23 protein-coding genes, 1 tRNA gene and 1 pseudogene are annotated in these 24,960 nt (G+C 62.7%); 8 read left to right on the top strand and 17 right to left on the bottom strand.

Annotated elements, in window-relative coordinates; translation table 11 throughout:
• The first annotated feature begins 54 nt into the window (after positions 1-54).
• Positions 55-885, top strand: a complete 831-nt coding sequence (locus FMM79_RS04670; protein WP_148626391.1) for a hypothetical protein — start codon at positions 55-57, stop codon at positions 883-885.
• A gap of 33 nt (positions 886-918) precedes the next feature.
• Here FMM79_RS04670 and FMM79_RS04665 read toward each other — a convergent pair whose 3' ends face one another.
• The 6 genes and pseudogenes from FMM79_RS04665 to traA form a co-directional block, all read right to left on the bottom strand.
• Complete coding sequence (locus FMM79_RS04665) at positions 919-2,136, bottom strand: RES family NAD+ phosphorylase (protein WP_148626390.1); 1,218 nt, start codon at positions 2,134-2,136, stop codon at positions 919-921.
• Positions 2,133-2,795 (bottom strand): GIY-YIG nuclease family protein, encoded by a 663-nt coding sequence (locus FMM79_RS04660; RefSeq protein ID WP_148626389.1) that lies wholly within the window; start codon positions 2,793-2,795, stop codon positions 2,133-2,135. Before FMM79_RS04660 ends, FMM79_RS04665 begins: the two co-directional genes overlap by 4 nt.
• 133 nt (positions 2,796-2,928) lie before the next feature.
• A complete protein-coding gene (locus FMM79_RS04655; RefSeq protein WP_148626388.1) occupies positions 2,929-4,476 on the bottom strand; it encodes a hypothetical protein in 1,548 nt (515 codons plus the stop codon).
• A pseudogene (locus FMM79_RS04650) lies at positions 4,473-4,661 on the bottom strand (integrase); the annotation flags it as partial. The gene FMM79_RS04655 and the pseudogene FMM79_RS04650, both read right to left, overlap by 4 nt.
• A gap of 151 nt (positions 4,662-4,812) precedes the next feature.
• A complete protein-coding gene (locus FMM79_RS04645; protein WP_148626387.1) occupies positions 4,813-5,514 on the bottom strand; it encodes a DUF6118 family protein in 702 nt (233 codons plus the stop codon).
• Positions 5,515-5,523: 9 nt separating this feature from the next.
• Positions 5,524-8,373, bottom strand: coding sequence for a Ti-type conjugative transfer relaxase TraA (gene traA / locus FMM79_RS04640; RefSeq protein ID WP_148626386.1), 2,850 nt, complete (start codon positions 8,371-8,373; stop codon positions 5,524-5,526).
• A gap of 171 nt (positions 8,374-8,544) precedes the next feature.
• On the opposite strand from traA, the gene FMM79_RS04635 reads away from it, so the two are divergent.
• The 3 genes from FMM79_RS04635 to FMM79_RS04625 all read left to right on the top strand — a co-directional run bounded on the left by FMM79_RS04635 (position 8,545) and on the right by FMM79_RS04625 (position 10,008).
• Positions 8,545-8,874 carry a conjugal transfer protein TraD gene (locus FMM79_RS04635; RefSeq protein WP_148626385.1) on the top strand — a complete coding sequence of 110 codons (330 nt, stop codon included), beginning with the start codon at positions 8,545-8,547 and terminating at the stop codon, positions 8,872-8,874.
• A gap of 16 nt (positions 8,875-8,890) precedes the next feature.
• Positions 8,891-9,136, top strand: a complete 246-nt coding sequence (locus FMM79_RS04630) for a conjugal transfer protein TraD (protein ID WP_148626384.1) — start codon at positions 8,891-8,893, stop codon at positions 9,134-9,136.
• Between the two features lie 284 nt (positions 9,137-9,420).
• Entirely contained in the window at positions 9,421-10,008 is a 588-nt protein-coding gene (locus FMM79_RS04625; RefSeq protein WP_148626383.1) for a hypothetical protein, read from the top strand.
• 443 nt (positions 10,009-10,451) lie between these two features.
• Here FMM79_RS04625 and FMM79_RS04620 read toward each other — a convergent pair whose 3' ends face one another.
• Positions 10,452-11,741 (bottom strand): restriction endonuclease, encoded by a 1,290-nt coding sequence (locus FMM79_RS04620; RefSeq protein ID WP_162528443.1) that lies wholly within the window; start codon positions 11,739-11,741, stop codon positions 10,452-10,454.
• 714 nt (positions 11,742-12,455) lie between these two features.
• On the opposite strand from FMM79_RS04620, the gene FMM79_RS04615 reads away from it, so the two are divergent.
• A complete protein-coding gene (locus FMM79_RS04615; protein WP_371710821.1) occupies positions 12,456-12,668 on the top strand; it encodes a helix-turn-helix transcriptional regulator in 213 nt (70 codons plus the stop codon).
• Positions 12,669-12,728: 60 nt separating this feature from the next.
• Here the strand turns inward: FMM79_RS04615 and FMM79_RS04610 are convergent, their stop codons facing one another.
• Both FMM79_RS04610 and FMM79_RS04605 read right to left on the bottom strand, forming a co-directional pair.
• Positions 12,729-13,013: an RNA polymerase sigma factor gene (locus FMM79_RS04610; protein WP_148626381.1), complete on the bottom strand. Its 285-nt coding sequence runs from the start codon at positions 13,011-13,013 to the stop codon at positions 12,729-12,731.
• Entirely contained in the window at positions 13,010-13,891 is an 882-nt protein-coding gene (locus FMM79_RS04605) for an ArdC family protein (protein WP_148626380.1), read from the bottom strand. Before FMM79_RS04605 ends, FMM79_RS04610 begins: the two co-directional genes overlap by 4 nt.
• A gap of 687 nt (positions 13,892-14,578) precedes the next feature.
• Here FMM79_RS04605 and FMM79_RS04600 point away from each other — a divergent pair.
• The gene (locus FMM79_RS04600; protein WP_240338982.1) at positions 14,579-16,402 is read left to right on the top strand and encodes a hypothetical protein; all 1,824 of its coding nucleotides are present in this window, start codon (positions 14,579-14,581) and stop codon (positions 16,400-16,402) included.
• A gap of 129 nt (positions 16,403-16,531) precedes the next feature.
• On the opposite strand, the gene FMM79_RS04595 is transcribed toward FMM79_RS04600, so the two are convergent.
• The 4 genes from FMM79_RS04595 to FMM79_RS04580 form a co-directional block, all read right to left on the bottom strand.
• A complete protein-coding gene (locus FMM79_RS04595; protein WP_148626379.1) occupies positions 16,532-17,200 on the bottom strand; it encodes a nucleotidyl transferase AbiEii/AbiGii toxin family protein in 669 nt (222 codons plus the stop codon).
• Positions 17,201-17,211: 11 nt separating this feature from the next.
• Positions 17,212-17,475 carry a hypothetical protein gene (locus tag FMM79_RS04590; RefSeq protein ID WP_148626378.1) on the bottom strand — a complete coding sequence of 88 codons (264 nt, stop codon included), beginning with the start codon at positions 17,473-17,475 and terminating at the stop codon, positions 17,212-17,214.
• Positions 17,476-17,607: 132 nt separating this feature from the next.
• Positions 17,608-18,915, bottom strand: coding sequence for an integrase arm-type DNA-binding domain-containing protein (locus tag FMM79_RS04585; RefSeq protein WP_148626377.1), 1,308 nt, complete (start codon positions 18,913-18,915; stop codon positions 17,608-17,610).
• Positions 18,916-19,081: 166 nt separating this feature from the next.
• Positions 19,082-19,157 (bottom strand) — tRNA-Val (locus FMM79_RS04580).
• Between the two features lie 165 nt (positions 19,158-19,322).
• Between FMM79_RS04580 and FMM79_RS04575 the strand changes: the two genes are divergently transcribed.
• The gene (locus FMM79_RS04575; RefSeq protein WP_148626376.1) at positions 19,323-21,419 is read left to right on the top strand and encodes a transglycosylase domain-containing protein; all 2,097 of its coding nucleotides are present in this window, start codon (positions 19,323-19,325) and stop codon (positions 21,417-21,419) included.
• Positions 21,420-21,559: 140 nt separating this feature from the next.
• Here the strand turns inward: FMM79_RS04575 and FMM79_RS04570 are convergent, their stop codons facing one another.
• From FMM79_RS04570 to ftsE, 4 genes are all read right to left on the bottom strand, one after another.
• The gene (locus FMM79_RS04570) at positions 21,560-22,255 is read right to left on the bottom strand and encodes a 1-acyl-sn-glycerol-3-phosphate acyltransferase (RefSeq protein ID WP_148626375.1); all 696 of its coding nucleotides are present in this window, start codon (positions 22,253-22,255) and stop codon (positions 21,560-21,562) included.
• Complete coding sequence (locus FMM79_RS04565; RefSeq protein ID WP_148626374.1) at positions 22,255-22,797, bottom strand: YdcF family protein; 543 nt, start codon at positions 22,795-22,797, stop codon at positions 22,255-22,257. The genes FMM79_RS04570 and FMM79_RS04565 overlap by 1 nt, the downstream gene beginning before the upstream one ends.
• A 79-nt stretch (positions 22,798-22,876) precedes the next feature.
• Positions 22,877-23,785: an ABC transporter permease gene (locus FMM79_RS04560; protein WP_148626398.1), complete on the bottom strand. Its 909-nt coding sequence runs from the start codon at positions 23,783-23,785 to the stop codon at positions 22,877-22,879.
• Between the two features lie 44 nt (positions 23,786-23,829).
• Positions 23,830-24,543 (bottom strand): cell division ATP-binding protein FtsE, encoded by a 714-nt coding sequence (gene ftsE / locus FMM79_RS04555; RefSeq protein ID WP_148626373.1) that lies wholly within the window; start codon positions 24,541-24,543, stop codon positions 23,830-23,832.
• Positions 24,544-24,695: 152 nt separating this feature from the next.
• Between ftsE and FMM79_RS21795 the strand changes: the two genes are divergently transcribed.
• Positions 24,696-24,960 (top strand): MJ0042-type zinc finger domain-containing protein (locus FMM79_RS21795; protein ID WP_240338980.1); only part of this gene is annotated, 265 nt, incomplete at its 3' end.

Genomic DNA, 24,960 nt, shown 5'->3' with positions numbered 1-24,960 from the left:
CTGGAAATGGCTGATCGCGCTTGACGAGAAGCCGCCAGGGTTCCGAGATTGGGAATGATGGAAAGTGATAGAATCACGGTCGATTTCGACAATGGTGCAGCTTGGCTGCCGGGGCTAGCCGCCCATCTCGGTAACATCCTGCCCCAGTACGTTGGCGAAGCGATCGCAGGCACACAGCCGGCGGGTCCCAATGATGCCAGCATTGCGCTGTACCAGCTGGTCGACAAACACGCCCTGATAGAGGGAGTGCGCGCTTGGATCACTGATCAGGACGTGCTCGTTTATCACGGCACGCGTATCAACGAGGCGCAGCGCTCGTCCATATTGCGTGAGGGACTCAAACTGATGTCCACCGCTGATCGCATCTCGGCAATCGAGGCGTTCTTGGGTGATCATCCACGCTGGCCTGAGATCGCCCATCGCGTTCCTCAGGCAATCGCGTTCGTGGGCCGTTCGGGCGGAGTTCGTGAGGGCATGGTATTCGCGCTGCTATCGCGCAGCGGCCTCGTTCGCGGATGCAATCACTATTTGGTCGAGGGCTCAGAGTTCGACCACCATGTCGCAAACTACCTCCTCGACAGCGAGATTTGTCATGAGCAGAATCGCCGTCGCGGCATTGGATCTCTCGTGCAGATTCGGTTGAGAGGCGAGGCTGCACTAAGGGCTGCAAACCCCCACGGTGAATTAGGCGACCAGCCCAATTTGATCGGCGAATTGATCGAGGCACTAGCTTGGTGGCTCGCAACCGGCGACAGCGACACGGAGGCCTTCGAGGAGGGCGCAGCGCTGGTCTTCTACGATCCGATCCCGCCCTTGCAGATCAACGCGATCATTCAGGTTTCCGACGAGGAACTCTGGGAACACTATGACAATCGGATGCGCTGAGGCAGACTACGTTGTAAGCTAACTGCCGCGATTTCAATCGGGGCAATGCTCGCGCTCCTCGAGCTCGATCTCCCAGATCTCGACCGACCGACGCGGCTGATCATATGAGACCGCCCGGATATCGGTGATTTCTATGCTATCAGATACCAGTGCCAGCGTATCCGGCCTTGTATCGACCACTGCAAGTCCTAAACTTGAGGCAGGCTTAGGGTCGCCGATGACACGCGAAGCGTGATTGAAGAGGACAACGTTGCGGCCTTTGCTCCCGGTCTGGGTCGAGCGATAGATCATCCCATCCAGCAGAGGATCGGCACGCTGGGCCAGATAATCGGCAACGATCTGGGTCGCCAGATAGCCGAACCCTTCTTCCCCCGGCATCACCGGCTCCGCGATGCGCCTACCAAAAGCGCGAAGGAACAGCGCACGCTCCATCTTCATCGCATAGTCTGGATCGAAATGACTGGCCTTTGCGACCACCATCTCGAGTAGATCAAAGTCGAGGAGTTGCAGCGGACGCTGGAGCTCAAAGCGCGCCGAGACGACAGTCGAGCCTACTGGCGGCCTGATCTCCGCCACGCATGTCTCGACGTCGAATGCACCGTAAAAGACCGATACCCCGGCGGCGTTCATGCGCCCGGCCGAACCCGCGCCGTTCGGCAAGGGCCCAAGCTGCGCAGCCGGCGAACGCAAGATTTCATAGGCTTTCGCTTCCGTGGGTACATGACGCGCGCGATAGAAGCCGGTGCCGATATCGCAGGTCTTGATGACGGCCTCGTCGCGCCACGTCCTGTCCTCCGACAAGGGCCCGAAGATCTTGGCAAGCCACTCCTCCGCCTCCCGGTTGAAGAAACGAGCCCGCGATCTCACCGATTGGCTGAAGGTCTCCCACTGGTGATCGTGAGCGCCTGACGGATTTTGGATGGCGAGATAGCCTTCATCGGAATCATAGAAGGTTTCGCCACCGCTCGCGACATACCCGGCAAGCGAACCAAGCTCGTCCGCGATTTGCTGCGCGAACTCAGGCTGCAGCCCTGCAATTTGTTCAATAATCGAGGGGATATCATCACCGTCGCCGGGCTCGAAATGCGCTTCCAGCACCTCCTCGATCCATTGACCAAGATCGAATTCGGACACGGATTCCCGATCTTTACCGCACTGCTCGCAGGTCTCTATCCCCCCTTCAGCCCTGATCCTCGCCTTCAGAAACGGGTCGCCGACGCAGGCGTAGCAGCAGAAGACATCACTACTCATCCCTGCACCTGCTTCAGCGCGCGGCGGGGACCACCGCTGTCACCGATCAAAGGCATTCCCTCTGCCCGCCGCTTGGCGGCACTGCGCAACGCCGACAGCGGCGCCGTGAATGCTGCGCATGGATTGCCCTCGATGTTCAGAGGCAACGGTAGGCCGCTTGCCAGCAAAGCATGTTCTGCTTCCCAGGGCGTCTTATGCTCGACCCAGACGACCCGCGCGTGGGCATGCAGCCAGCGGTCGAGCAACTGTTCACCAGGATTGGTAAAGGTGAGACGACCAGTCGTCCCAACCCGCCGCAGGATCGTGCCGATTTCAGTTTCGAGCAGACAGCCAAGGGTGAGGCGCAGCGTCGAGCCAGCAGCGTTTCCGCCAAAATGGGTCCGCAGGCGCTGGTGGACATGGGACTGACTCGGCGGGCGACCGTTGGTCGGTGGCTTTTTCGGCGAGATGCCGCAGTAGAGCAGCGTCCACGCCCCCTGCCGATGGCAGTCAGCTGCAACGATACCGGCCGGGATCACATCGAAGTACCAGCCATAGAGGCCCGACTTACGCGGAGCAGTCGTTGCGACCTCGTCGGCGCGGTAAAGGCGCGCGGGGGTCAGGATCGCCTGTGCGATCGGATCATTTTCGAGCGTCTTCGTCCATTTGGTCACGAACATCGGTCCAGCTTGGGATGGCGCCACAACCAAGGTTTCGGAGGGCACCGCTGGGAGCGAATGTAACTCTGAGAACGCGGCCTTCAACGCTCACGTGCGCCATGACGTGATTACAGGTCCTGGAGTGTCCGAGAGATCAGATCTGGTGGCGTGCCAACGCCGCCGCGATCGGCCCGATGTCTCCGATCCGACTATACGAGATGACGCGGGGATTATCGGTTGCGACGGGAAAGCGGCTCACCACAAGATGCTCAACCCGTGCCAGGCCGAGTTCTTTCAGGAGAAGGCTCTCGCGGTTCACTTCCTTCCGGAGCGCCCGTTCGTAGCTCGCCGACCGGGCGCGGTTGTATCGGGCGAACAGACGAACGTCAGCTTCGAGCTTGGTGACGTCCACCATGTTGTTTTTGCACTGAATATTAAAAATGATGCCCTCCCGGATCGTGACGACATCGAACTCCTTGTGGTTGATGCGCTTGACTGGCGTCAGGGAAAATCCCTGCTGCTCGAGCTCCTCCGACACCGCTTTTTCGAAGATGTACCCCGACCTGATTTGATAACGCCTGTTTTTATACAGACAGACGTTGCGCCAGTAGTAGAGGAAGCGGCTTAGCAGAGCGACGGTGCCTGTCAGTTGTCCATCGATCTCGATCAGCGGCGCATAGCTGTTGGTGTTTTCGGTATAGCTCCCCGGCCGATGGATCAGGGCCTGCCGGAGAGTTTTCGGAAGGCGCAGCGCAGACGCGATACGCTCGAACTTGCGCCGCGAGAACCTGACCCAATAGTCATCCTCGGCGAGATCAGCGATGTGGCGGGCGAAAAGGGCCGCAAACCGGAATTCGGACCCAGCGAGATCAAACTCGGCGTAGGCCGTCTCCATAAGCCGGATATCGTTCCGAAGCTCGGCCGCGGAGAAGAGGCGGGCTGAGGATACAGGCTCGAGGTTAGCCGCCTTGACAGTCGCCGGGTCAATCTGTTGCATGTCGATGATCGACGTTCTCTCGGGCTCGAGATGCATCCGGTCGAGCATGGGAAACTCATGAGATCCGCAGAAGTCGTTGTCCCTGAACTGCAAGGTGTAGTCCTTAAACACCTCGGCCAGCATCGCTTTCTGATAGAGGCCTGTAAGCGTCGCACCGTTGATTTCAACCAGGGGCAGAAACTGGTTTAGCGTATCGATCTGGGGAACTGACTGCTGACCGCTTGCCACTCCCGGCAGGGTGTAGAGGAGCGAGACCAGGTGCCGGCGTCGCGATTGGAAATAGTCGATCGCCGACCCGATTGACTGAAACGCGCCTCGGGTCGACTCAATCCTGTGTGAGGCAAATGCCATTCCGACGGCCATCGTCTGCAGAAGCAGGCTCGTAAGTCTGCTGGCGAATGCCTCCCCAAACTGGTAGACGATGTAGTGGTGCAGGACGCGAAATCTGCGTGGCTCACGCCTCATGTCGAGAGGCAAATCCAGGAGCGCTTCCCAGAGCCAAGGCTCTTTCAGACCGAAACGTGGAAGATTAATGAGCTCCTCAACGGCTCGGATCGTCTCAAACCAGGCGGAGAAGGCCGACTGCCGATCAAACTTTGCAAGCGCAGCATGTAACCCGGCGCTGTGCTGTTCGATCTGGTCCGCGACTATCCTGCGAGCGTCATCGCCAGTTACGGTCTCGCCAGCCCTCCACCTGCCCGTCATTCCATATTCCCCATGAGCCGACCGACAGCACCGGCCTCAGCGGCCAGGTCGCGGTTGTACGCCCGTGGCATACGTGGCGACTTCCAGCGCAGCGCATTCATGATCCCGGCGAGATCCTCGCCCACCACGAACCGATCCTGATTGAGGCCGACGCGGGTCGAATGGGCGTTAATACCTTTCATCGTGAACGAAAGGCAGGTTTCAAGGAACATATTAAGTCGATCGAATGTCCGATATGTCGGCGCCAACGGACTGTAGGGTCTCGCCCCTCCAGAGTACGTTTTCGCCACTTCGGCGCTCCAAAGCGGACCGGGCACAATGTCCCAAGGCCCGCCCTTATCTGCCGTCCGTCAAACTCATGTGGATAGGGCAGGTGGCCTTGCTCTGCGTCTCCTCCGCCTTCGTCGCGCAGTCTGCGAACTTTGCGCGCTCCTCGTCCGGCAATCGCAGGAAGTGAGCCACTTCCTCCCAGCGCTCCTCATCGTAGAACTGCATAAGGCGCTCGCCAGCAGTCCAGCCATCGCGCTTCATGGTCGCCACAGCGGACTTTTCGCGCCAGTGCCAACTGTCCGGTACGATATCCAGGGCGACAGTTGGGGCAGAGAACATCAGCAGTGCGCCCATCACGAAGCCACCACCCAAAACGTAGAGAAGCAACTTGTCCTGTTTGTCTGCCTCCCGAGCTGAATAGACTACTTCGCGGATCGAGTTTGCCTCGACGTTCAATTCATGCCGTGCCCGGGTCCAGGCGATTTGCTCCGCCTGCCGCGCTTCTTGGGCAGCCGCTATGATCTGGCTGCTTACACTTTTGGGCGTCAAGGTCATTGCGGGCTGACCTTTCAGGGATTGGACTTCCTTCCCGAGTTGATTAATCCGCCCATCGATTTTGGCCAGATCCGCGCTGTAGTCGCGCTCCTGCAAATGATCGAAGCGCGCGGCAAAGCCATCAATGGCCGCCGACATGCCTGCAAGACGGCGGTTCATGGCCGCGAATGCCTCGGCAGCATCGAGCTCTTCAGGTGGGTTGGTTTCAGTCATGCGCGAAGGCTACCGCTCAAGCCCGCGTGAGCGCGAGCGGCTGATCCAATCCTGCATGTCCCGAGACAGCGTACTGCCTTCGCGGGGCTTGAAGCCCAGCTCATAAGATCTCCTGTGGAGCCGGGATTCCAGTTCCGGATCGCGATGAAAGCTCTTCGACAGGTAATCGATTCGTTCCGCCGCGCGTTCGGCGCCGAGGGGATCGCCCATCTTCTGCATGCGCAGGAACTGGCGGGTGCGGGTCTGCCATTCTTCGATGAAGCGATCGGCTCGCTCATCGGCCGCGACACGGATCTCGCTCTCCAGGCGCATCGCCTGAATGGCTCGCGCGCTTTTGCCCTGGGCCGCCTCATCGATCAGCGACGGGTCCTTGTTCATGGCGGCGTACATGTCCTCTGCCGCGTGCGGACGCTGCGCATCGAGGCTTTTGGCCGCGCGATCGAGGGCGTGCACCTGGCTGATAATCGGATTGAGCCGCTGGCGCTGCATCCGGTCAATGTCGCGCAGCGCCCGCCCGTAGCGCGCGACGGCGGCGTCGAGTGGCTGGGCTTGTTGAATGGCCGGTTCCGGCTGCACCTTGAAGCGCATCCCGGCGAAGGGATTGCGCCGAACCTCGGGTTCGTTCTTCGGTGTCGGCGCTGGCTCGGGCTTGAGCGCCTGCTCAGGCGCGCGGGTGTAGTCGGAGACCATGTCCTTGCCGCGCTCGCGGCTGAGCGCGCGGACAAGCCGACTGCGTTCGGCGAAGTCGTCCTTGCCGTAATGCAAATCGACCTGCGTCCGGTGGCGTGAGAGCGCGACATACGAGGCATGCCGATCGAGCCCCGGCGTTGCCAGCACGTGGACCCGGTCGACCGTCATGCCCTGCGACTTGTGGATCGTCGCCGCGTAGCCGTGATCGACGTGGGCATAGTCCTTGAGGTCGAAGGCGACCGATCGCCCATCATCGGTGCGCACGCGCATGCTCGTGTTACTGACGTGTTCGACGGTGCCCAGCGTGCCGTTCTTTACGCCAAGGCTGCGCTCGTTCTTGAGGAACATGACGCGGTCGCCCGAGGCAAAAGTCCGCTCACCGCGCTCGACTGTCAGCCCCACGTCCTGCCCGAGCATCTGCGCGACCCGCAGGCGGTTGCGCGCGGCCTCGTTGAGTTCGCGCACTTCGTCGTTGGTGTGCGTGAGGATGATCCGGCTGGCATCAGGATGCGCTTGTCGGTCCCTCTCCCAGCGATCGATCAGATTGGCGCGCGCGTCCTCACGCGTCTCGGTTGCATGGACATGGCCTGCGTTCTCGTACGCGGCGAGCGCTTCGCCGGTGCGACCGGTAGCGAGCTGACGCGTCGCCTCGTGTTGCCATTCTTCGGATTGCCGGCGAATAGCGGTGATCTCGACTGCGCCGTGCCGCTCGGCGACACTGCGGAACGAAGCGCCCGCCTCGATTGCCTGAAGCTGCTCGGGATCGCCGACGAGGACAACCTTGGCGCCGCGCTTTTCGGCTTCGCGCATCACGCGCTCCATCTGACGCGTACCGATCATGCCCGCCTCGTCAATGACAAGGACGGACTTGCTGGTCAGCAACTCGCGTTCCTGGCCCCACTGGTGTTCGAGACTGGCGAGCGTTCGGCTGGCAATGCCCGATCCCTGTTCGAGGTTCTCGGCTGCGATCCCTGAGAGCGCTGCGCCTTGGACCGAGTAGCCCGCCGAGTGCCAGGCCTCGCGCGCAACACCGAGCATCGCGCTCTTGCCGGTGCCGGCATAGCCGATGACACTGCTGATCCCGCGCGCATCGGTGACATGCTCGAAGGCCCCGCGCTGCTCGGGGGAGAGCACCATGCCGCGCGCCTCGGCGCGCGTGAGGGCGCGGTCACGATGCCGGTCGGGCACGCTGTGGTGGCGCTCAGCATCGAGCCGGATGGTTTGCCGTTCGAACCGCTGTTCGGTCTCCAGCATGGCGCGCGAGGTGAAGCGATCCTCGCCGCGCCCGTCCTTGCCCAGCTTCACCAGCTCGGGCGAGGCCTTCACCACGGCCATCACCTGGTCAAACTGGTCCTTACCCTCGCTGTGGCGGTGGACGAACATGGCAAGGTCACGGTTGGTGAACGTCGACTGCTGATGCGTGATCGCGTCGAGCGCGATGTGCGGGGCCGCGAGCAGCTTCTCGCCGTTGGCCCTTGCAATGGCGTGATGCTCGTCGAGGCGTTCGCTTTCCAGCCCTTGGTCGACCATGCGCGAAGCGGCCGGGCCGATCTTGTTCTGTGGCTCCAGTTCGATGCCTTGCGCTTCCAGCGAGCGGTGATCGACGCGCGCGTCGATATCGAGTTCGGCCAGCCGGGTGTTGACGTGCTGTGCCCAGGCCTCGCGCCAGTGCGTGAGCAGTTCGGTGCGGTTCCAGTCGCGTACCTTCGCGCCGAAACCCTCTTCGCTGACTTCGCGCAATCCCAGCATCACATGGGCGTGCGGCTTTGCGAGCCCATCGGGCCCCATGTCCCAGTGCACATTGAGATCGGCGACCATACCCCGGTCGACGAACTCGCGCTTCACGAAGTCGCGCGCCAGTTCGATGCCATCGGCCTGTTTCATCTCGCGCGGAATGGCGAACTCGACTTCGCGCGAGAGCTGTGCGTCCTTGCGCTTCTCGGCCGACTCGACGTCGTTCCACAGCCGCTCGCGGTCATGCCATTCATCGGGTGCGTGCTCGGGGAGCAGGACTTCGGAATGGACGACGCCCGCCTTGTTGGTGAAGTCGTGGCTGCGCTCTAACCGCTGGTCGTGGAGCCGCGAGGCCGAGCGGTAGGCGGCGGCGGCCACGGCGGACGATCCGGCGGCGCGGGAAATGACTTTGGCCGAGAAGTGGTAGATCGCCATGACGACCTACCAATTACCCCCAAAAGCGCACGTCGGCACGACGTATAAGCGCGCCCTCGAACGATTTCATCGCACTCGGGAACACGAAATCCCAGAGGATTTCACGCTATTGAGGGGGGCTGAGACTCCCGATAGCGCAATGGTCCGACTTCCTCAACGAAAGGACGGACCATGCGCAAACCCAGGGACTACGATGCCGAGCTGAAGGCGCTGAGCGACAGGGCGAAGCAACTCAAGAGCCGCAAGGTGAGCCAGCTTGGTGAGCTGGTCACCGCGACCGGCGCCGATGCCCTCTCACCCGAAGAATTGGCTGGCGTTCTGCTCGATGCAGCCAGCAACACAGACGCAGCACGAAAGGAGGCGTGGCGCAAACGGGGCGCGGCGTTCTTTTCGGGCGAAGGGAAAGCAAAGGCTCGCCAGCGAACTGAACGCGAGCCCCGCCGCGCTCCGACGGAACCGGGCAGCGCGCAACCGCTGTTCGATGGGCCAGGCGCGGCATGACACACGCGAGTGGCAGGTGAAGCGGCGCGAACGTACCCGCCAGCTGATCGAACTAGGCGGGCTGGTCGTAAAGGCCGGACTTGTCGAGCTGACCGATGACGACCGCGCCGTGATCCTTGGCCTGCTTGTCGAGGCGGCGGCCAGACTGCGAACCGAGGATCGCGAACAAGCGCTGACGTTGTGGAGGCGAAGGGGCAAGCGGGCCTTCGCGCAAGACGCCATTATGCAGCAAGAAGACGCGCACCAAACGGCCCGTTCCTGAACCGGCCTTGGCGTAGAGATTCGCGTCTGGTAACGTGCAAGGGCGCTGCGCAAAGGGCAGCGCCGGGACTGGTAATCCCGCGAAAGCAAACGGCTCGGAAAACTCAGTTTTCCGGGGTGCCGTCGCGTATGTCCAAACCTTCGGGTGAAAGGCGGCGGCGCATGTGCTTTCGCATGTTACCAGCTCCGGCGGCTCCCGCGCCTAGTGTGCGGGAGTTCGGGACTGGTCCGCATAATGTCTCGCCTCTTCCGCTCAACCGCTCAGATGCGGACCCGGAGGTGCCGATGGACAGCTTTGTTTCTGTTGCTTCACCCGATGAGATCGCCGCTGTTTCCGCAGCGCTGCGTTCCTTGCCAAACGACAATTCCGCACTTGCTGCGCTCTGGAAGATTTATGGTGCACAGCCCGTTCGATTGCTGCGAACCCAGGAAGGCCGCAGCCTCAGCCGGGCGCGCTACGAACGGGCGCTGGAATTCATGCACGGGCTTGAACCCAATGGCCGCAGTGACTGGCCCTATTTTCTCTACACCGCCGGGATCGTGACGCAGCTGGCGCTGTCCTCGCATCTGCTCGATGTAGGCTTTCCGGACAGCTGGTGCGCGCGGCATGTTGGCCTGCATGTCGATCGTTCACTAGCCTACGCGAACGCCACGGCGTTCGGCTATGATTGCCCCGAGACGGAGCGGTTGATGCAGGTGCTTTCGCCGTACTGGAAATGGAACCAGCAGAATGTGGCTGGCGGGCTGTTACCGGATGATAGCGGGTTCACTCCAGACACGGTTCGCGCGTTGGTCTATGGGCTTGCCGATCATGTGTGCCATGTGACGGGACATGCCCGATCGCGGAGAAGGGCGCGGAGCAGGCCTTTTTGACCCAAGGAGTTGGAGGGCGAAACCTCTCTTTCGCGCCCCACCTTTGTCGTTCGGCTCCGGCTTTCAAACGCCAGGCAGCGGACCTTCAGCTATGGCGTGGTCTGGGACGATGCTGCCATTCCTGACGCTGCGACGAATGACAACTTCCTAGAATAGCGGACCATCTGGCCGGGCATGGGCTGCCGTATCCGCGACGAAGAAACACACCGTGTTGATGAATGCTTCGGCTCCGCAGACGTTTAGTACGCAAGCAGCGAGAGCCTTATCAAAGTTTGAGTGATCTCCAGCCTGGTGCGCTAGGTTGCGGGCAGCCCACTGCCACATGGGTAGGGTTAATTGCGACCAGTCTTCGACATATTTAGCTTCAACCTATCAGTTTGGCGATCGCACTTGGGTTAGGCCTCCCCGTCGGCAGCGGGTTGGTTCTCAAGGCTTGAGCCAAACTACTTCCTTGCTTGCCTGCCCTCATCCTCTTCGGCATAGCGGTCTTGCGCCTCGGTGAAACGGAAGTCGGAGATGCGTTCCATCACGGCTAAGAACTCGGCCAAGTTCGACGTCGTAGCCTCCAAGCTAAATAGTGGGCAGCTGTAGTCACGGTCGACCGGGAAGCCCACCTTGCATTCCCCGTCATGGCTTTCAAGCCTCAACTGCCCGCGGTTTTCATCGTCGCTGCTGTTTCCGGCTGGATCGAACCGCCGCCAGTATGAGGCTATCGAGTCATCCCCGGCCGCAAGGGTGGACGGTTCCGACGTGTAGATCCTCGTGCAGTCTGAGACGCAGATGTCCTGCAACTCGCCCGCGACCCGTCCGAGCACGGGCAGCAGCAAGATGTCGACGACTTGGTCGGGCAGTCGCTGCCCGTTCTTTATCATGCATTCATTGAGGACGCTTGCGACCAGCTGGGCATTGAAGCGTCGCAAGGCTGCGATGATGAGATGCGCGAGCATCGCCATTATCGGCTTCTGATCCACGCCAGCACGGTCGGCAATCACCACCAAATAGCCGAGATTCTGGAAGGCCAGCGCGAGGGTTTCAACGATTTCGGAGGGGTCCGCTAAGGCCGCCCAAGGCCGTGCCGTTATACTTCCGTGCGCTAGTTCGTTGGCGACCAACGCCGCGCGTTCTAGCGGATCAAAGGTGATCGCGTGCCGTTCGGACCATAGCGTGTGGAGCGCCTTTACAGGCATATATTCGAAACGATCCCAGAATCGCTGCTGCAGGGCTCTCAGCAATCCCGTAGGACTCAAAGCCGAGGAGAATAGACGTAGCACGACGTCAGGATGCTGTGTGAGTTGGCGCTCCAGCGATCCCTGATCCCATAGCTTCACGCGTGGTCGAGGGTGCGTGCCCTGCCACCGCTTGACCCAGTCTCGGGTGGGATTGGAGAACTGCGTATTGGTGACGATCAACAGATATGAGAGGTCATCCTGCGCTGTCGAATTGTTCACGGCGGATTGGACCTCCGCCGCCTCGACCGTGCCCTTCCGCCCCTTGCACTCCACCCACCAGCGCTGCGGCTCCATCTCTCCATCCGGTCCGGGCACGTAAAAGGTTGCCTCGATGTCCCGTCCGCCGTCTGCTGCGCCCCCGCCTGTTCCGCCAATGCGCCACTCAAGATCGCGAGCCCCCATGGCGTCGAGCAGCCAGTAGACGCACTCTTCGAGATCACGGCCCTTCAGTTCCGCAAACGGAATACCCGCCGGCAATATCCATTCGTCGCGACGCACCTTCACGGAGTGCCGTCCAGCACAAATATCTGCAACGAGGGTATTGAGGGCGGCAACACATCTCGCACCTCGGGTAAGGAGTTGGAATAGCGAACTGGGGACGGCGACTTATCCGGACGTGGCATGCTACTGGCTTACACTGCTCTTACCTGATCGTCATCCAGGTGTTTGCTCTGACCGCCAGCCTCGAGAGCAAGCCACGATCCTCGATGCGATACAGTGGCCCACGACACCTCCTAAATTCAAGTTACCGTCATGGCAGGTTACGGTAGGCTTGGACGTTTAACCAAGCTGTATGAATGACCGACCCTGGTCGCGAGTTGCCCGCGCTTGAGCGGCAGCTATCCCCGCGACCCAACTTCGCACCGGACTTTCGCTTATCGGCCCGGAATCGAAATCAGTATTGCGGTGCGCGAATGCAGCGCTGCCGTCCATCCATCGGTGCGTTACGCTGAGTGATTCGACCAGATATGCGGAATGTTGGGTGGCTCCCGATGCCTGTTGAGACGGCTTGCGAGCAGAACGTCAAAATGGAAATTCTGGCGGAATATTTTTTCGCTCGTCCCCAACCGTCCTTAGACGTCCCGGATCGTTCACTTCGCCAGGTTCTGCGCTCAAGCCAGTGCCAGCATACCCTTGATCCTGCCTCGTTTTAGCCCATTCTTGTTCGTGGCCGGCCAGTCCACCTCACCAAATCGGAGGACATGCCACATGAACATGATGTCGCCCCCTGACCGCTTTCTTCGCCTCGGCGATGTGCTCGACCGCACGGGTCTTTCCCGCGCGACCCTTTATCGTAAGATCCAGAGCGGGACCTTTCCCCGGCAAGTGCGCCTCGCCGAACGATGCTGCGGCTGGCGCGAAAGCGCCGTCACCGAATGGATGCGCAATCCCTTCTTCTACTCGGTCGACGACTTTCCCCCTCAGGTATGAGCAGCCATCCCAATCCAGCAAGAGCCGGGCGCGCCCGCACCAGCGGGCGCGCCCGTTTGATCACCAGCCCTTGCGCTTCTGCCGATCCAGCGACTGGCTCAGCATCGCAATCGCGCGGCCCATCTCGATCTCCACCCTGCGCACGCTGATGTCGAAGCGCGCGGCGATCTCGTCGCAGGACCAGCCATCGTAGCGCACGAGGCAGAACAGCTGACGGTGGAAGCGGGGCAGCGAATGGACCGCCCGCGCCACTCGCCGCACTTGCGGGTCCTCGTATTCGGGAAAGGCATCGCGCAGGAACGCTTCGCGGATGGCCTGCTCCAGCTGGTAGAAACGCCGCATCATGCCACGTCCTCCCCGAAAGCCAGGAGGTAGTCGGCGCCCTTGCTGGCTGCACTTGCCGCCCGGAAGATCGCCTTCTCATCGGCGCGCAGGACTTCAAGCCACGCCCCAATGTAATCGGAATGGCGAACCGTGGGCTCGATGCCCAGCGATGCGCAGGCAAAGGCGGAGGTCATTTCGGCGACCAGTTCTTCCTTGGCGTACAAGGCTGAACCGAACTTGCCACTCTGATCGCGCTCCAGCCGTCCCTTGCCGCCAGCCCAATGGCCAAGCTCGTGCAGCGCCGTGCGAAACCAGTTCACCGGTTCATGGAAGGCGGCCTGCGGGGGCACCTGCACATAGTCAGACTTGGGCGAATAGAATGCTTCGCTCCCACCGATCCGGAAGTCGGCACCACTGGCGGTAATCAGCCTGTCCACTTCGGCTATCGCCATCACGGGATCAGGCACCACCGGTTCTTCCGCATACTGTTCGGGCAGCCCCTCGATCTGATCGAGATTGAACGCCGTGAAGCGCTTCAGGAAGGCAATCGTGCGTGCCTCGCGGTCCTCGCCTGCGGCCCTTGCGGCCTCGTCCTTGGGGGTAAAGCGGTCGGCGTAGCAAATGACTGTGCCTTTCTCGCCCCGCCGAACATGCCCGCCTGCCTTCTCGGCCTGCTTGTAGGTAAGCCAGCGCTGGGAGGTAAATTCCCGCTCCACCGCCTCGCACCACAAGATCAGCACATTAATTCCGGAATAAACGCGTCCGGACACCGCGTTGTGCGGCATCGAACATACACACCGGGCCTTGTCCCAAGGCTGGACCCACGGAAGGCGTCCTTCTTCCAGCTCGGCGATCACACGTGCGGTCACCTCGCCATAAAGGCTTCGACGGTCGGCCATAACTCCTGCTCCTTTCCTCAACCGCCATTGACCGGCGCCAGGGTGGCGGGGGGCGGCAGGAGCAGACCAGAAGCCCCGCCGGCTAAAGGCGGGGCGCACCCGAAGGGGCGAAACGAAGAGGAGCACCCGGCAGCGCAGCGGACGGGTTGCGCGCCGTCGAGGCGGGGCTAAGGGGCCGCGACGCCCCCCGCCACCACGGAGCCGTCAAGGCTCAACGCCGCCGCGCTTCACGCGCGGCGACTTTTGGCGGACTGATGGAGGCAGTCCGCATCCTGACAGGGATCGTCACGGCTCATCCGACGAGACAGCGGCGCAGCCGGTGGCTCGGTTGAGCGACAGCGAAATAGAGCCCGGCCGCGCCGCAGGCGCGGGTCAGCCCCCGCCTATAACCTGCTACCAACGTCGAACCACAAGATACCCTCTGAATTTTCATTCCAGCATAGTGACTTAGGCACCTCGTTGGGAAATAGGCCCGCGCCTCGCGATCGGGCTTCACTCGCCCGACAAGTCTCACACCCAGGCCGAAAGATTCCCATGCTCCGCCCCAGCCCCCAGAAACCAACAGCGGCCCCAAAGCAGGGGCAGGGAAAACGGGGAGCGAAGCGCAGGCAACCGGCCGAACATCCCGTTGCCCTGTTCCAAGAATGGGAGGAACCGGACAGCTTCGACGAAGCTCTGCGGCTGCACATGAAACGCTTCGATGAAACGAGCCTTCTCCTCCATCGCGCGATCATTCGCCCCGGCGAGACCTTCCATGCCGACACGCTCAAGGGCTGGAGCCTGGGCAAGCGTCTGCCCCGCAACGTCGCGAGCCTGGACGTGCTTGCGCGCATCGAGGCGCGCTACGGACTGCCTCCCGGCTATTTTAAGGCGAAGCTGCCGCACCCTGGGCGCGCGCCCGCCGATCAGGCGGTGCGCGGCATTGCCCCGGCCGAACAACGTCGGCTGTCCTGGCATTTGCCGGACGATTTCGCCCAGCGCTCGCGCAAGGAGCGGGCGGAAATCCTCGAATGGGTCCGCACCGTCATCATTTCCGGTTCGACCGAATATCGACGCTATCAGGCCGATGCCGCCAAGCTGCGCTATGGCCTGCGGTTCCCTTCGCTGACCGGACGCAAGCCTCAAGGCCGACCGGCACCGATAAATGACCAGAGCGAAGGCGGCGACGCGCATCCCGGCACCAGCCTTACCCGCACGGCGAAGGAGGCTCCGCCGCGCCTCACCGCCGAACTGGCGGAACTCATCCGATTCAAGTCGAGCACGCTCACCGACATCGGCTTTCACCGGAACGGGGTCTGGAACGAGGAGACCATTCAACAGAAGGTGGAGCACCTGGGCCTTCTGTTCGGCGCCATGCACGCAGCCCCGGATGACGCCGTCGCGGGTCTCGGCGTTCCCGCAGAGCAGCTCACGCTGGCCCTGCTCGTTTTTCCGCGAACCTGGGACTGGTACATCCAGTGGCGCGAGGCACGGCGCGGCTTCTTCACCCGCTGGGAAGTGGACATGCTGCGCCTCGGAGCGGCACTGACCCGCAAGCGTACCGGATGGTTGCGCCAGATGCCCGAACTGGCAATGCGGCTTCTGCCTATCGAGGGCCTACTGAGCGCGGCCGACGTTGAAGCCACGCGGCAGGACTGGGATACGGCCTGCGACCGGCTCCACGCGCACGCCGTCGCCCGGGCCAAGGAAATCGAGCGCGTCGCGCGCGTGCATCGCGATCCGTTCGAGCCCATCCTGCCCGTTCTCGAAGCGGACAGCCCGGTGGGCGAGTACCGCAAGATCGCCGACGAAGTTCTGCGGCTGGCGCCCGATCCCGATCGCTATCCGCGCGCGGCGGCGGAAGCTGCGCGCGCGTTCCTGCTCATTCGCCTCGGCCTGCATCTGGGATTGCGGCAGAAGAACCTGCGTCAGTTGATGGTCTGCCCGCGTGACCGGCTGCCCCGGTCCGAGCGTCAGCTCGAAGCGCTGAAGCGTGGCGAGATCCGCTGGAGCGAACGCGACCATGGCTGGGAAGTCGTCATCCCCGCCAACGCCTTCAAGAACGCGGGGTCCTCGTTCTTCGATGGCCGCCCGTTCCGCCTCGTCTTGCCGGATCTGGGAGGCCTGCACCGGCACATCGACGAATTTATCCGTCGCCACCGCCCGGTGCTGCTCGGCACAATCGCCGATCCGGGCACCTTCTTCGTCAAGACCACCAAGGTCACCAGTCGAACCGCAGAATACGACCAGAACACCTTCTACGAGGCCTGGCGACTCGTGATACAGCGCTACGGCATCTACAATCCCTACACACAAAGAGGCGTGATCAAGGGACTGCTTCCGCACGGGCCGCACAACATCCGCGACGTCCTTGCAACCCACATCCTCAAGCAGACGGGGTCATACGAGCGCGCGAGCTACGCGATCCAGGACACGCCCGACATGGTCGCCAAGCACTACGGGCGCTTCCTTCCGCAGGACAAGTCCGCTCTCGCCGCACAGATTCTCAATCAGGTTTGGCTCGCAGCCTGATTTCCCGAGGTACATGTGGTGCGAGCGTAACATATGAGATTGAGCACGAGAGGTTCTCGACCAGATCGATCAGCTGCATTTTTAATGTGTGCGTTGAATAAGCGCCATTTTTTATCGCCAAGGCACTTTTCAGTGATCACATGCCTGCGTCAGCAAATCGATTGTAGTCTGACGAGCCGAAGGAACGAGATCTTTCGTGCTCTCGCGATGCATCAGCCGGGAGATCACTTTGTACGCAGCGTCCGCATCAAAACGGTGCGCAGCTGCCAGGGCAGTCTTGCATTTGTCCGCGCCAGCCTCCTGCAGTGCGCCGAGTACATACTCAGTCCCTAAAGCTTGGGCTACAGCGGCAATATCAAACATGTCACGTGGCTGCAGGCTCGCTCCCCTGTAGAAGACCTTCTTACCGACGATCTCTGCGGGTGTTTCCAGCTTGACCTTCACACCGCGGATTTCGGTCGATTTTGCACTATTTTCAGTGATATCAGCGCAGCAAATGAAATCTATTTCGCCAACGTCATCGTAAATCAACTTGATCATTCGCGCGCCATCGACCTCATAGTCGTCCGGCTCGCGATCTATGGTGTAGTCCTGCGTGATCGGATTCAGGAAAGGCAGCACTTGTGGGTCATCGAGAAACAGATCCACATCATGGCTTTCACGATGATCGATCTGCAGCATCAGGGCCGTTCCGCCACCGAAGCTCCACAGAAACCTGTGCCCGATTACACTTTCGGCTTTTTCAATCGTCGCCACCGCCGCATCAAACAGCGTGCCCCACTGGCTAGGCTGCTGCATGATTCGCTAAGTCAGGCAGCAAGCGCCAGTGGAAATCCGGACTTTTGCGCGAATGCATTCGCGATGACATGGACTTTGCCTTCGTCCACACCCATATCCGCGATAAATGCCTTCTGCAGGGGGGGATTAACCTCTGAAAAGAAGGCGAAAACCGACGCGTCAAAAGTGTCCACGCTATCTGAGCTGACAAGTTTTTCGGCAAGCTGGTGCGCAGAAAGGTTCGCCCCATAAGGAGCGTTGACTGTCGTCAGCACTTTCTTCGCTACCCTGGTCATCGGACCCACGCTTTCTGTTATCAGCTCAATTGATATAGATTGTCTCGGTTGACAAAACAAGAACGAGTATAGGAGCTACCGGGTTCCAACACTGCATCACGCCCTTCGCAGCAAACCGTATCCGGCCTGGGATCAGTAAGCAGATCTCCTGTCGCGGTCGCGAGGGCGGATGTCCTCCCGCCCCCTGTCACTACGGCGCGCTTGTGACGCCTTAGCAGACCCAGGCCGCTGCGCGCCAGCAGTCCGTTTCGCACCGGCCTTGCGGAGCGTATCGAGATTGTCGGACCACCACTGCGCCATTTCGACGCGCTCTTTCCAGTGCATGCCGCGATGATAGGCAGCACGCACCTTGTTGCTGTCGCCATGGGCCAGCGCGCGCTCGATGGCATCGGGCGACCACTGCCCTGATTCATTCAGGAGCGTGCTTGCCATCGCCCGAAAGCCATGCGCCGTCATCTCGTCGCCCGAGAAACCAAGACGGCGCAGGGCCGCATTGATCGTGTTCTCGCTCATCGGTCGCCGCCGACTGCGGATCGAGGGGAAGACATAGCCAGTCGGCCCTGAAATCTCCTCGACCCGGCACAGGATCTCGATGGACTGGCGTGAGAGGGGCACCTGATGCGCACGGCGCATCTTCATCTTCTCGGTCGGAATGGTCCAGATGGCGGCATCGAAGTCGACTTCGTGCCATTCCGCATGGCGCAGTTCGCCTGGGCGCACAAAGACGTGCGGGAGGATCTGCATGGCAAGCCGGGTCAGTTCCTGCCCGTCGTAGCCGTCGATGGCGCGCAGCAGTTCACCGACCCGGTCGGCCTCGACGATCGCACCGTAATGCTTGGGACGAGGCGCGATGAGCGCGCCGCGCAGGTCGCGCGTGGGATCGGAGACAATCCGGGCGGTTGCGACCCCATAGCGAAAGACGCGCCCGGCAAGCTGCAGGACGCGCTTGGCCGTCTCGTAATTGCCCTTGGCCTCGATCCGCCGCAGCGCGACGAGAATTTCGATCGTGGTGATTGCGCCGATCGGCAGCCGCGAGATCGCCGAGCCAAGCCGGGTGATGTAGTATTCGCTTTTCGTTGCCGTCGATTCCGACATGCCCTCACGCCGCCGCTTGTCGATGAACTCCTGGGCAACCTTGCCGAAAGGATCATCACCGCTGGCCTGTGCCAGATAGTTGGCGAGGATCTTCTCGCGCGAAGGATCAATGCCTTCGAGAAGTTGCAGGCGGGCCTGGTCGCGTCTGGCGCGTGCCTCGGCCAGCGAGATGAGCGGATAAGGGCCAATGGCCAGCTTCTTCTCGCGCTTCTCCCAGCGGTATTTCATCCGCCACAGCTTGCTTCCGGACGGGTTGACCTGAAGGTACAAACCGGCGCCGTCACCCAGCTTGTAGGTTTTCGCCTGGGGTTTCGCGTTCTTGATGGTAAAGTCGGTGAGCGACATGATTGGGGGCCTCGTCCCGAATTGAGAATCGCGAGGCCCCCAAATATGCCCCAAAAGGATGGGCAGTCATGAGATGGCGGCGGACGCGATGAGCAGGAAGGCCCTAAAAATATCGCAGTTTTCTGCGGGTTACAACGCTCAGTGAGATGTAATGAGGTGTAATCCATGGTGGGCGGTGAGGGGCTCGAACCCCCGACCCTCTCGGTGTAAACGAGATGCTCTACCAACTGAGCTAACCGCCCGCAGGCGCTATTGCGCCGCAGAAGAGGTGCCCATTACGCTATTTTGCGAGAGCGTCAAGCTCTCTTGCGTGGAGAGGCCGTTCGGCTGCACGAAAGGTTCTCCACGGTATCGCGCAAGGCGAGGAGGTGCGCCTGCGCGCCCGATCGTGTAATCGTGATGAGGCCATGTTCAGATTCAAGCGCGCTGCCGAACCGACTGAGCCGGTCGCGGACACCCAGTCTCTTTCCGGCAAGGCCCCAGGCCCCGAAGCCGCGCCCGAAACGCCGCGCACTAGGCGTTCCCGCTGGTGGTGGATTTCGCGCGGGGCGGCTGGCGTCCTCTTTGCCTTCCTGCTCCTGATCGGTTGGCTGGCCTTAACCGCGCCGCTCTCCAAGTCGCTCCAGCCCGTCTCGCCCCCGCAGATCACGCTGCTGGCCGCCGACGGCACACCGATTGCGCGCAACGGGGCCATCGTCGCGGCCCCGGTGAAGGCCGCCGATCTGCCCGACCACGTCAAGCAGGCGTTCATCGCAACTGAGGACCGGCGCTTCTACGAACACTGGGGGATCGACCCCTATGGCATTGCGCGCGCGGCCTGGACCAACCTCACTACCGGCACCACGCAGGGCGGCAGCACGATCACCCAGCAGCTCGCCAAGTTCACCTTCCTCTCCCCCGAGCAAAGCCTGACGCGCAAGGCGCGCGAGGCGCTCATCGCATTCTGGCTGGAGGTCTGGCTGAGCAAGGACGAGATCCTCGAGCGCTACCTTTCCAACGCCTACTACGGCGACAACACCTATGGCCTCCGCGCGGCCTCGATGCACTACTTCCACCGCCGCCCGGAACGCCTGCTCCCCGGGCAGGCGGCAATGCTGGCCGGCCTGATGAAGGCGCCGTCGAGCCTTGCGCCGACCAACCACTACGAGGCCGCGGAAAAGCGCATGCGTGTGGTCCTCGCCGCGATGGTCGATGCCGGCTACATAACGCGCGAGGAAGCCGCGGCCATTCCCCCTCCACAGCTCGACGTGCGCGATGGCAACGACCTTCCCACCGGCACCTACTTCGCCGACTGGGCGCTGCCCCAGGCACGCAGCATGACCGAACAGGGATACGCCGCGCAGACGCTGACGACGACGCTTGACGCGCGTCTGCAGCTGGCCGCCCGGCGCGCCATCGACAGCGCCGCACTGGGCTCGGCCCAGGTTGCGCTCGTTGCCATGCGTACAAACGGCGAGGTCGTCGCCATGGTCGGGGGCAAGGACTACGCCACGAGCCCCTTCAACCGCGCGACGCAGGCCAAACGGCAGCCCGGCTCCACCTTCAAGCTATTCGTCTATCTCGCCGCACTCCAGGACGGCTGGAGCCCCGAGGACACCATCTCGAACGCGGCCATCGAGACCGGCGGCTACCGCCCCAAGAACTCAGGCGGGCGCTACTCGCCCACAATCACGCTGGAGGACGCCTTCGCGCGGTCGAGCAATGTCGCCGCCGTGCGCCTGTTCCAGCAGGTGGGCGACGAGAAGGTGATCAAAACCGCTCGGCGCCTTGGGGTTACAGAAAATCTCCCCGAGGGCGATCCCAGCCTGGCGCTGGGGACGGCGACGATGCCGCTGATCGAATTAACGGCGGCCTATGCGGGCGTTGCCGCCAACAGCTTCCCGGTCGAGCCGCGCGCCTTCCCTGTCGAGGAGAAAGGCTGGTTCGCACGCCTGCTTGACGGCAAGCACAGCCTCTCCAAGTCGCAGCACGCGGCGATGGAAAAGATGCTGCGCGCCGCGATCAACCGGGGAACGGGGCGCGCGGCGATGCTGCGCTCGCCCAACTTTGGCAAGACCGGCACGAGCCAGGAGAACCGCGACGCGCTGTTCGTGGGCTATGCGGGCGATTACGTGGTGGGCGTGTGGGTCGGCAACGACGACAATTCCCCGCTCGGGCGCGTGTCGGGCGGCTCCACCCCCGCGCGTATCTGGCGCAGCTTCATGCAGCAGGCGCTGGGCGAGCGCGCCGCTCCCGCACGCCCCAAGCCGCGCCCCGAAGGCCCGGTGCAGCCACTCGACATCGAAGGGCTCGACCAGATCCCCGACGGCGGCCTGCCGCTGGGCGAAGGCAACCGCTTGCGCATCGAGGACGGCACCGCGATCATCACCACCGACCTCAACGGGTTGCCGCTCGACATTCAGCTCGACAGCGAGGGCCTGCGCTTTCAGGGTGAACGGACACTGGAGGAGGCACGCCGGAGGATCGAACGCGAAGCCGAAGTTCCGCCGCCTGAAGGGCCATGACGAAGTGATCCCAGGCGCCATCTCCCCTTGACCCCGGAATCGGCGACCTCACCGCATTTAGCCACCGTGGCGCGCGGAAGGTGAGCTCGACAGTTTGGGGAGCCCGAGGGCCATTGCCCTCGGACATTCTCATCCGATCTTTACGTGTGGTGCGTGGTGATCGCCGCCGTTACGCGCGCCTCGATCTCGGCGCGGGAAAGGCCCGGTTCGATACGTTCGCCCAGGGTATAGGTGATCGTTCCCGCCTTCTTCCAGACGCGGTGGTAGAGCTGTCCGCTGTCGACCGCCACGGGCACGACCGGCAGGCCCAGCATCTTGTAGGTTCCGGCAAAGCCCGAGCGCAGCTGCGCGGTGACACCCGTCGGCATGCGCGTGCCCTCCGGAAAGATCACCAGCTGGCGCCCCTTGGCCGCGAAGCCGCGCGAGGTCGCGATCATCCGGCGCAGCGAGGCCGCTCCGCCCGCGCGCTCGACCGCCACCACGCCATAGCGCCCAAGCGCCCAGCCCCAGCCCGGGATCTTCAGAAGCTCGGACTTGGGAAAAGGCGTCGGCCAGGCCATCAGCAGTGGCAAGTCGATCGCCTCGAAGAAGCTCTCGTGGCGCATCGCGACCAGCACACCATCTTCGGGAAATTGGCCATTCACCTCGACCCGGATACCCAGAAGCCAGCGGCAGCAGAACCGGTGAAAGGCGCTCCAGGAGTGCGCCAGAAGCCAGATCTGGCGTCCGCCCAGCGCTGCGAAAGGCAGGGCCAGGAATACCATAATCGCCGAGCCGGGATAGAAGATGGCGTAGAACGCAAGGCTGCGCACGACGTCTGCGAAACGGGTCTCCATCACGGGCTCCATTGCTCCCACAAATTGCTGGCGAGGCGCCAGAGGAGCTTATGATATTCCAGGAACAGGGCGCTGAAGCTGGGACGCGAGCGGACCGCATCGCGCCGCACCTCGACACCCTCTGGCAATTCGCGCAGCAATTCCAGTTCGGCGCGGCGCATGTGCCAGTCGGCGGTCACCAAGCGGATTGTGCGCACCTTGTGACGCCCCACCCAGCGTGCGGTTTCGACCCCGTTCGAGCGGGTGTCATAAGCCTCGAAACCCAGGTCCACGCAGCACTGCATGGTGCGCGCAGGCACCTTGAACTCGGCCGCGAACTCGACCGGGCGCACCTCGGGATCGACACCGGAGACGAACAGGCGCGGCGCCGCGCCCTTCTCCAAAACATTGAGCGCATGTTCGATGCGGCCCTTGCTCCCCGTCAGCACAATGATCGCATCACTTTTGGGCACACCCGCCATTGGCCCGGGCAGCGTCACGGCGAACCAGACGAAGCCGAAGAACCAGACAAGCACGACAAAGGCGGCGGTGCGACGAAACATGACCTTGTTGGAAATAGCGGATGAATGCTTTCGCGGGCCTTATGGCGACACTTGCCCGCGTGTACCAGTGCTCTTTACCCTAGAGCATCTTGCGCAAGGCGTGAAGCACGGTGAAACGAGCCGTGATCATGGCAAGTAGCGTGGCGAGGATCGGCACCAGCGCCAGCAGCAGCCAGTCGGTCCAGCCCAACGCGCCGTTGTCGACAAGACCTGCCCCCAGCCCCTCGAAGCGGCGAGCCAGGAGCACGATGACGACCATCGCAAGCGCCAGCCCGACGGCGCCGCCACCCGCGGCATCAAAGCCGATCGAACGCTGGAAGACCCGCGCCACCTGCTTGTCGGTACCGCCCAGGAGATGGACGATCTCGATCACGTCGCGGTTGGCGCCAAGCGCCGAGCGCGCCGCCAGCAGCACCGCAGCGGCCAGTGCCAGGGTGAGCAGCGCGACCAGCGCGATGGCGAGAATCTGGAGCGAGACCATCGCCTCGAACACCGGGCGCAGCCAGCTCGACTGCGCATCGACGCGGGCCGCCTGCGTCACCTTGCGTGCCGCCGCGCGGATCGTTTCGACCCGCTGCGGCGTAGCGCCGGTGGCAAGCCGTACGTCGATCAGCGCCGGCACCGGAATGGCCGAGCCGGTCGCTTCCGCGATGCCGCTGCCCAGCCACGGCTCGATCAGGCTGTCGAGCTCCTCGCGCGGCACGATGCGCAGGCCGCTGACGCCGGGAAGCTGCTGCACGGCCTTCGCCACATCGCGCGTCTGCCGGTCGCGGGTATCCTCGCGCGGCTCGATGATCTGGATGGTGACGCCGCCCTCGATCTCCGCCTTCGCAGCCGAAACCGCATTGCCGATGGAAAGTCCGGCGGCAAGCGCGATCGCGGTCAGGGCGACCATGATCGCGATCACCCAGGGCATCGGCCCGGACATGCGCCCTTGCGGGATCAGCTCGGCACCGCCCCCGCCCAGACGCCGCATGCCGTGCAGCATCGAGGGGCCCAGACGCCGCTCACGCCGTGTGGTCGCATCGCGGCTCATGTACGACGGACCGGAGGATGGCGCAGCGCGCCGGTTGGGTCGGCCAGCCGCCCGCGTTCCAGGCGCATGATGAGGCTGTCGGGCACCTTGCGCAGGAGATCGAGATCGTGGGTGGCGACCACCACGGTTGTCCCCTGGCGGTTGAGCATCTCGAACAGGCGCAGCAGCTTGAGCGCCATCTCGGGATCAACGTTGCCGGTCGGTTCGTCGGCGACGAGAACGGCCGGGCGCCCGATCACCGCCCGGGCGATGGCGATGCGTTGCTGCTCGCCGCCCGAAAGCGTGGCAGGCACCGCGTCGATCCGCTCCGAGAGCCCAACCCATTCGAGGATGTCGCGCACGGGGCCAGCGATGTCCTTTTCCCCGTGTCCGGCCACACGCAGCGGCAAGGCCACGTTATCGAAAGCGGAGAGATGCGGGACAAGCCGGAAGTCCTGGAAGACCACGCCGATCCGGCGGCGTAGCGCGGGCAGGCTCGCACGTGAAAGCGTGATCGCGTCGTTGCCGAACATGCGCACCGCCCCGCGCGAAGGGCGCTGCGCAAGGTACAAAAGCTTCAGCAGTGAAGTCTTGCCCGCACCGCTGGCGCCTGTCAGGAAATAGAAGCGCCCCGCATAGAGGGTAAACGTCAGATCGCTCAGCACCTCGCGTTCGGTGCCATAGCGCAGCCCGACATTGTCGAAGTGGATGATTTCGCCCTCGGCAGTCATTCGTCTTCTGGTGAATAGTCCTGGCAGGGCCGAAAAGATGCGGCCACGCGCGCTATAGCGAGCAATCCATGTGGAAAAAAGGGCAATACGCCCCGTACCCACAAGTCGGGTGCTTGTCGTGCCCGCACGAATGGTGCTTATGAGGTACTCGTATGATTATCGCCTGCCCTGCCTGCTCTACGCGTTACGCCGTACCGGATAACGCCATCGGCGTGGAAGGCCGCACGGTCCGCTGCGCCAAGTGCAAGCACAGCTGGTACCAGGACGGCTCTTCCCCCGAGGATCTGGCCGCGCCTGCTCCGCAGCCCCGCCCGGCACCGGCTCCCGACCCCCAGCCCCCAGTCGCCGCACCTGCGCCAAGCCCGCAGCCGACACCGGAACCCAGGGCCGCGCCTCCGCCGCCCGCTCCCGAGCCGG

The organism is Novosphingobium sp. BW1 (genome assembly GCF_008107685.1).
Taxonomy (GTDB): Bacteria; Pseudomonadota; Alphaproteobacteria; order Sphingomonadales; family Sphingomonadaceae; genus Novosphingobium.
The sequence above is the reverse complement of the archived record's forward strand: the minus strand, read 5'-3'. Positions and strand labels throughout refer to the sequence as shown.

What these genes read in the sequence shown, in the direction of transcription:
- FMM79_RS04670 (WP_148626391.1), top strand. Translation starts at nt 55, where the DNA reads ATGATGGAAAGTGATAGAATCACGGTCGATTTCGACAATGGTGCAGCT.
- FMM79_RS04665 (WP_148626390.1), bottom strand. Translation starts at nt 2,136, where the DNA reads ATGAGTAGTGATGTCTTCTGCTGCTACGCCTGCGTCGGCGACCCGTTT.
- FMM79_RS04660 (WP_148626389.1), bottom strand. Translation starts at nt 2,795, where the DNA reads ATGTTCGTGACCAAATGGACGAAGACGCTCGAAAATGATCCGATCGCA.
- FMM79_RS04655 (WP_148626388.1), bottom strand. Translation starts at nt 4,476, where the DNA reads ATGACGGGCAGGTGGAGGGCTGGCGAGACCGTAACTGGCGATGACGCT.
- FMM79_RS04645 (WP_148626387.1), bottom strand. Translation starts at nt 5,514, where the DNA reads ATGACTGAAACCAACCCACCTGAAGAGCTCGATGCTGCCGAGGCATTC.
- traA (WP_148626386.1), bottom strand. Translation starts at nt 8,373, where the DNA reads ATGGCGATCTACCACTTCTCGGCCAAAGTCATTTCCCGCGCCGCCGGA.
- FMM79_RS04635 (WP_148626385.1), top strand. Translation starts at nt 8,545, where the DNA reads ATGCGCAAACCCAGGGACTACGATGCCGAGCTGAAGGCGCTGAGCGAC.
- FMM79_RS04625 (WP_148626383.1), top strand. Translation starts at nt 9,421, where the DNA reads ATGGACAGCTTTGTTTCTGTTGCTTCACCCGATGAGATCGCCGCTGTT.
- FMM79_RS04615 (WP_371710821.1), top strand. Translation starts at nt 12,456, where the DNA reads ATGTCGCCCCCTGACCGCTTTCTTCGCCTCGGCGATGTGCTCGACCGC.
- FMM79_RS04610 (WP_148626381.1), bottom strand. Translation starts at nt 13,013, where the DNA reads ATGATGCGGCGTTTCTACCAGCTGGAGCAGGCCATCCGCGAAGCGTTC.
- FMM79_RS04605 (WP_148626380.1), bottom strand. Translation starts at nt 13,891, where the DNA reads ATGGCCGACCGTCGAAGCCTTTATGGCGAGGTGACCGCACGTGTGATC.
- FMM79_RS04600 (WP_240338982.1), top strand. Translation starts at nt 14,579, where the DNA reads ATGAAACGCTTCGATGAAACGAGCCTTCTCCTCCATCGCGCGATCATT.
- FMM79_RS04595 (WP_148626379.1), bottom strand. Translation starts at nt 17,200, where the DNA reads ATGCAGCAGCCTAGCCAGTGGGGCACGCTGTTTGATGCGGCGGTGGCG.
- FMM79_RS04590 (WP_148626378.1), bottom strand. Translation starts at nt 17,475, where the DNA reads ATGACCAGGGTAGCGAAGAAAGTGCTGACGACAGTCAACGCTCCTTAT.
- FMM79_RS04585 (WP_148626377.1), bottom strand. Translation starts at nt 18,915, where the DNA reads ATGTCGCTCACCGACTTTACCATCAAGAACGCGAAACCCCAGGCGAAA.
- FMM79_RS04575 (WP_148626376.1), top strand. Translation starts at nt 19,323, where the DNA reads ATGTTCAGATTCAAGCGCGCTGCCGAACCGACTGAGCCGGTCGCGGAC.
- FMM79_RS04570 (WP_148626375.1), bottom strand. Translation starts at nt 22,255, where the DNA reads ATGGAGACCCGTTTCGCAGACGTCGTGCGCAGCCTTGCGTTCTACGCC.
- FMM79_RS04565 (WP_148626374.1), bottom strand. Translation starts at nt 22,797, where the DNA reads ATGTTTCGTCGCACCGCCGCCTTTGTCGTGCTTGTCTGGTTCTTCGGC.
- FMM79_RS04560 (WP_148626398.1), bottom strand. Translation starts at nt 23,785, where the DNA reads ATGCTGCACGGCATGCGGCGTCTGGGCGGGGGCGGTGCCGAGCTGATC.
- ftsE (WP_148626373.1), bottom strand. Translation starts at nt 24,543, where the DNA reads ATGACTGCCGAGGGCGAAATCATCCACTTCGACAATGTCGGGCTGCGC.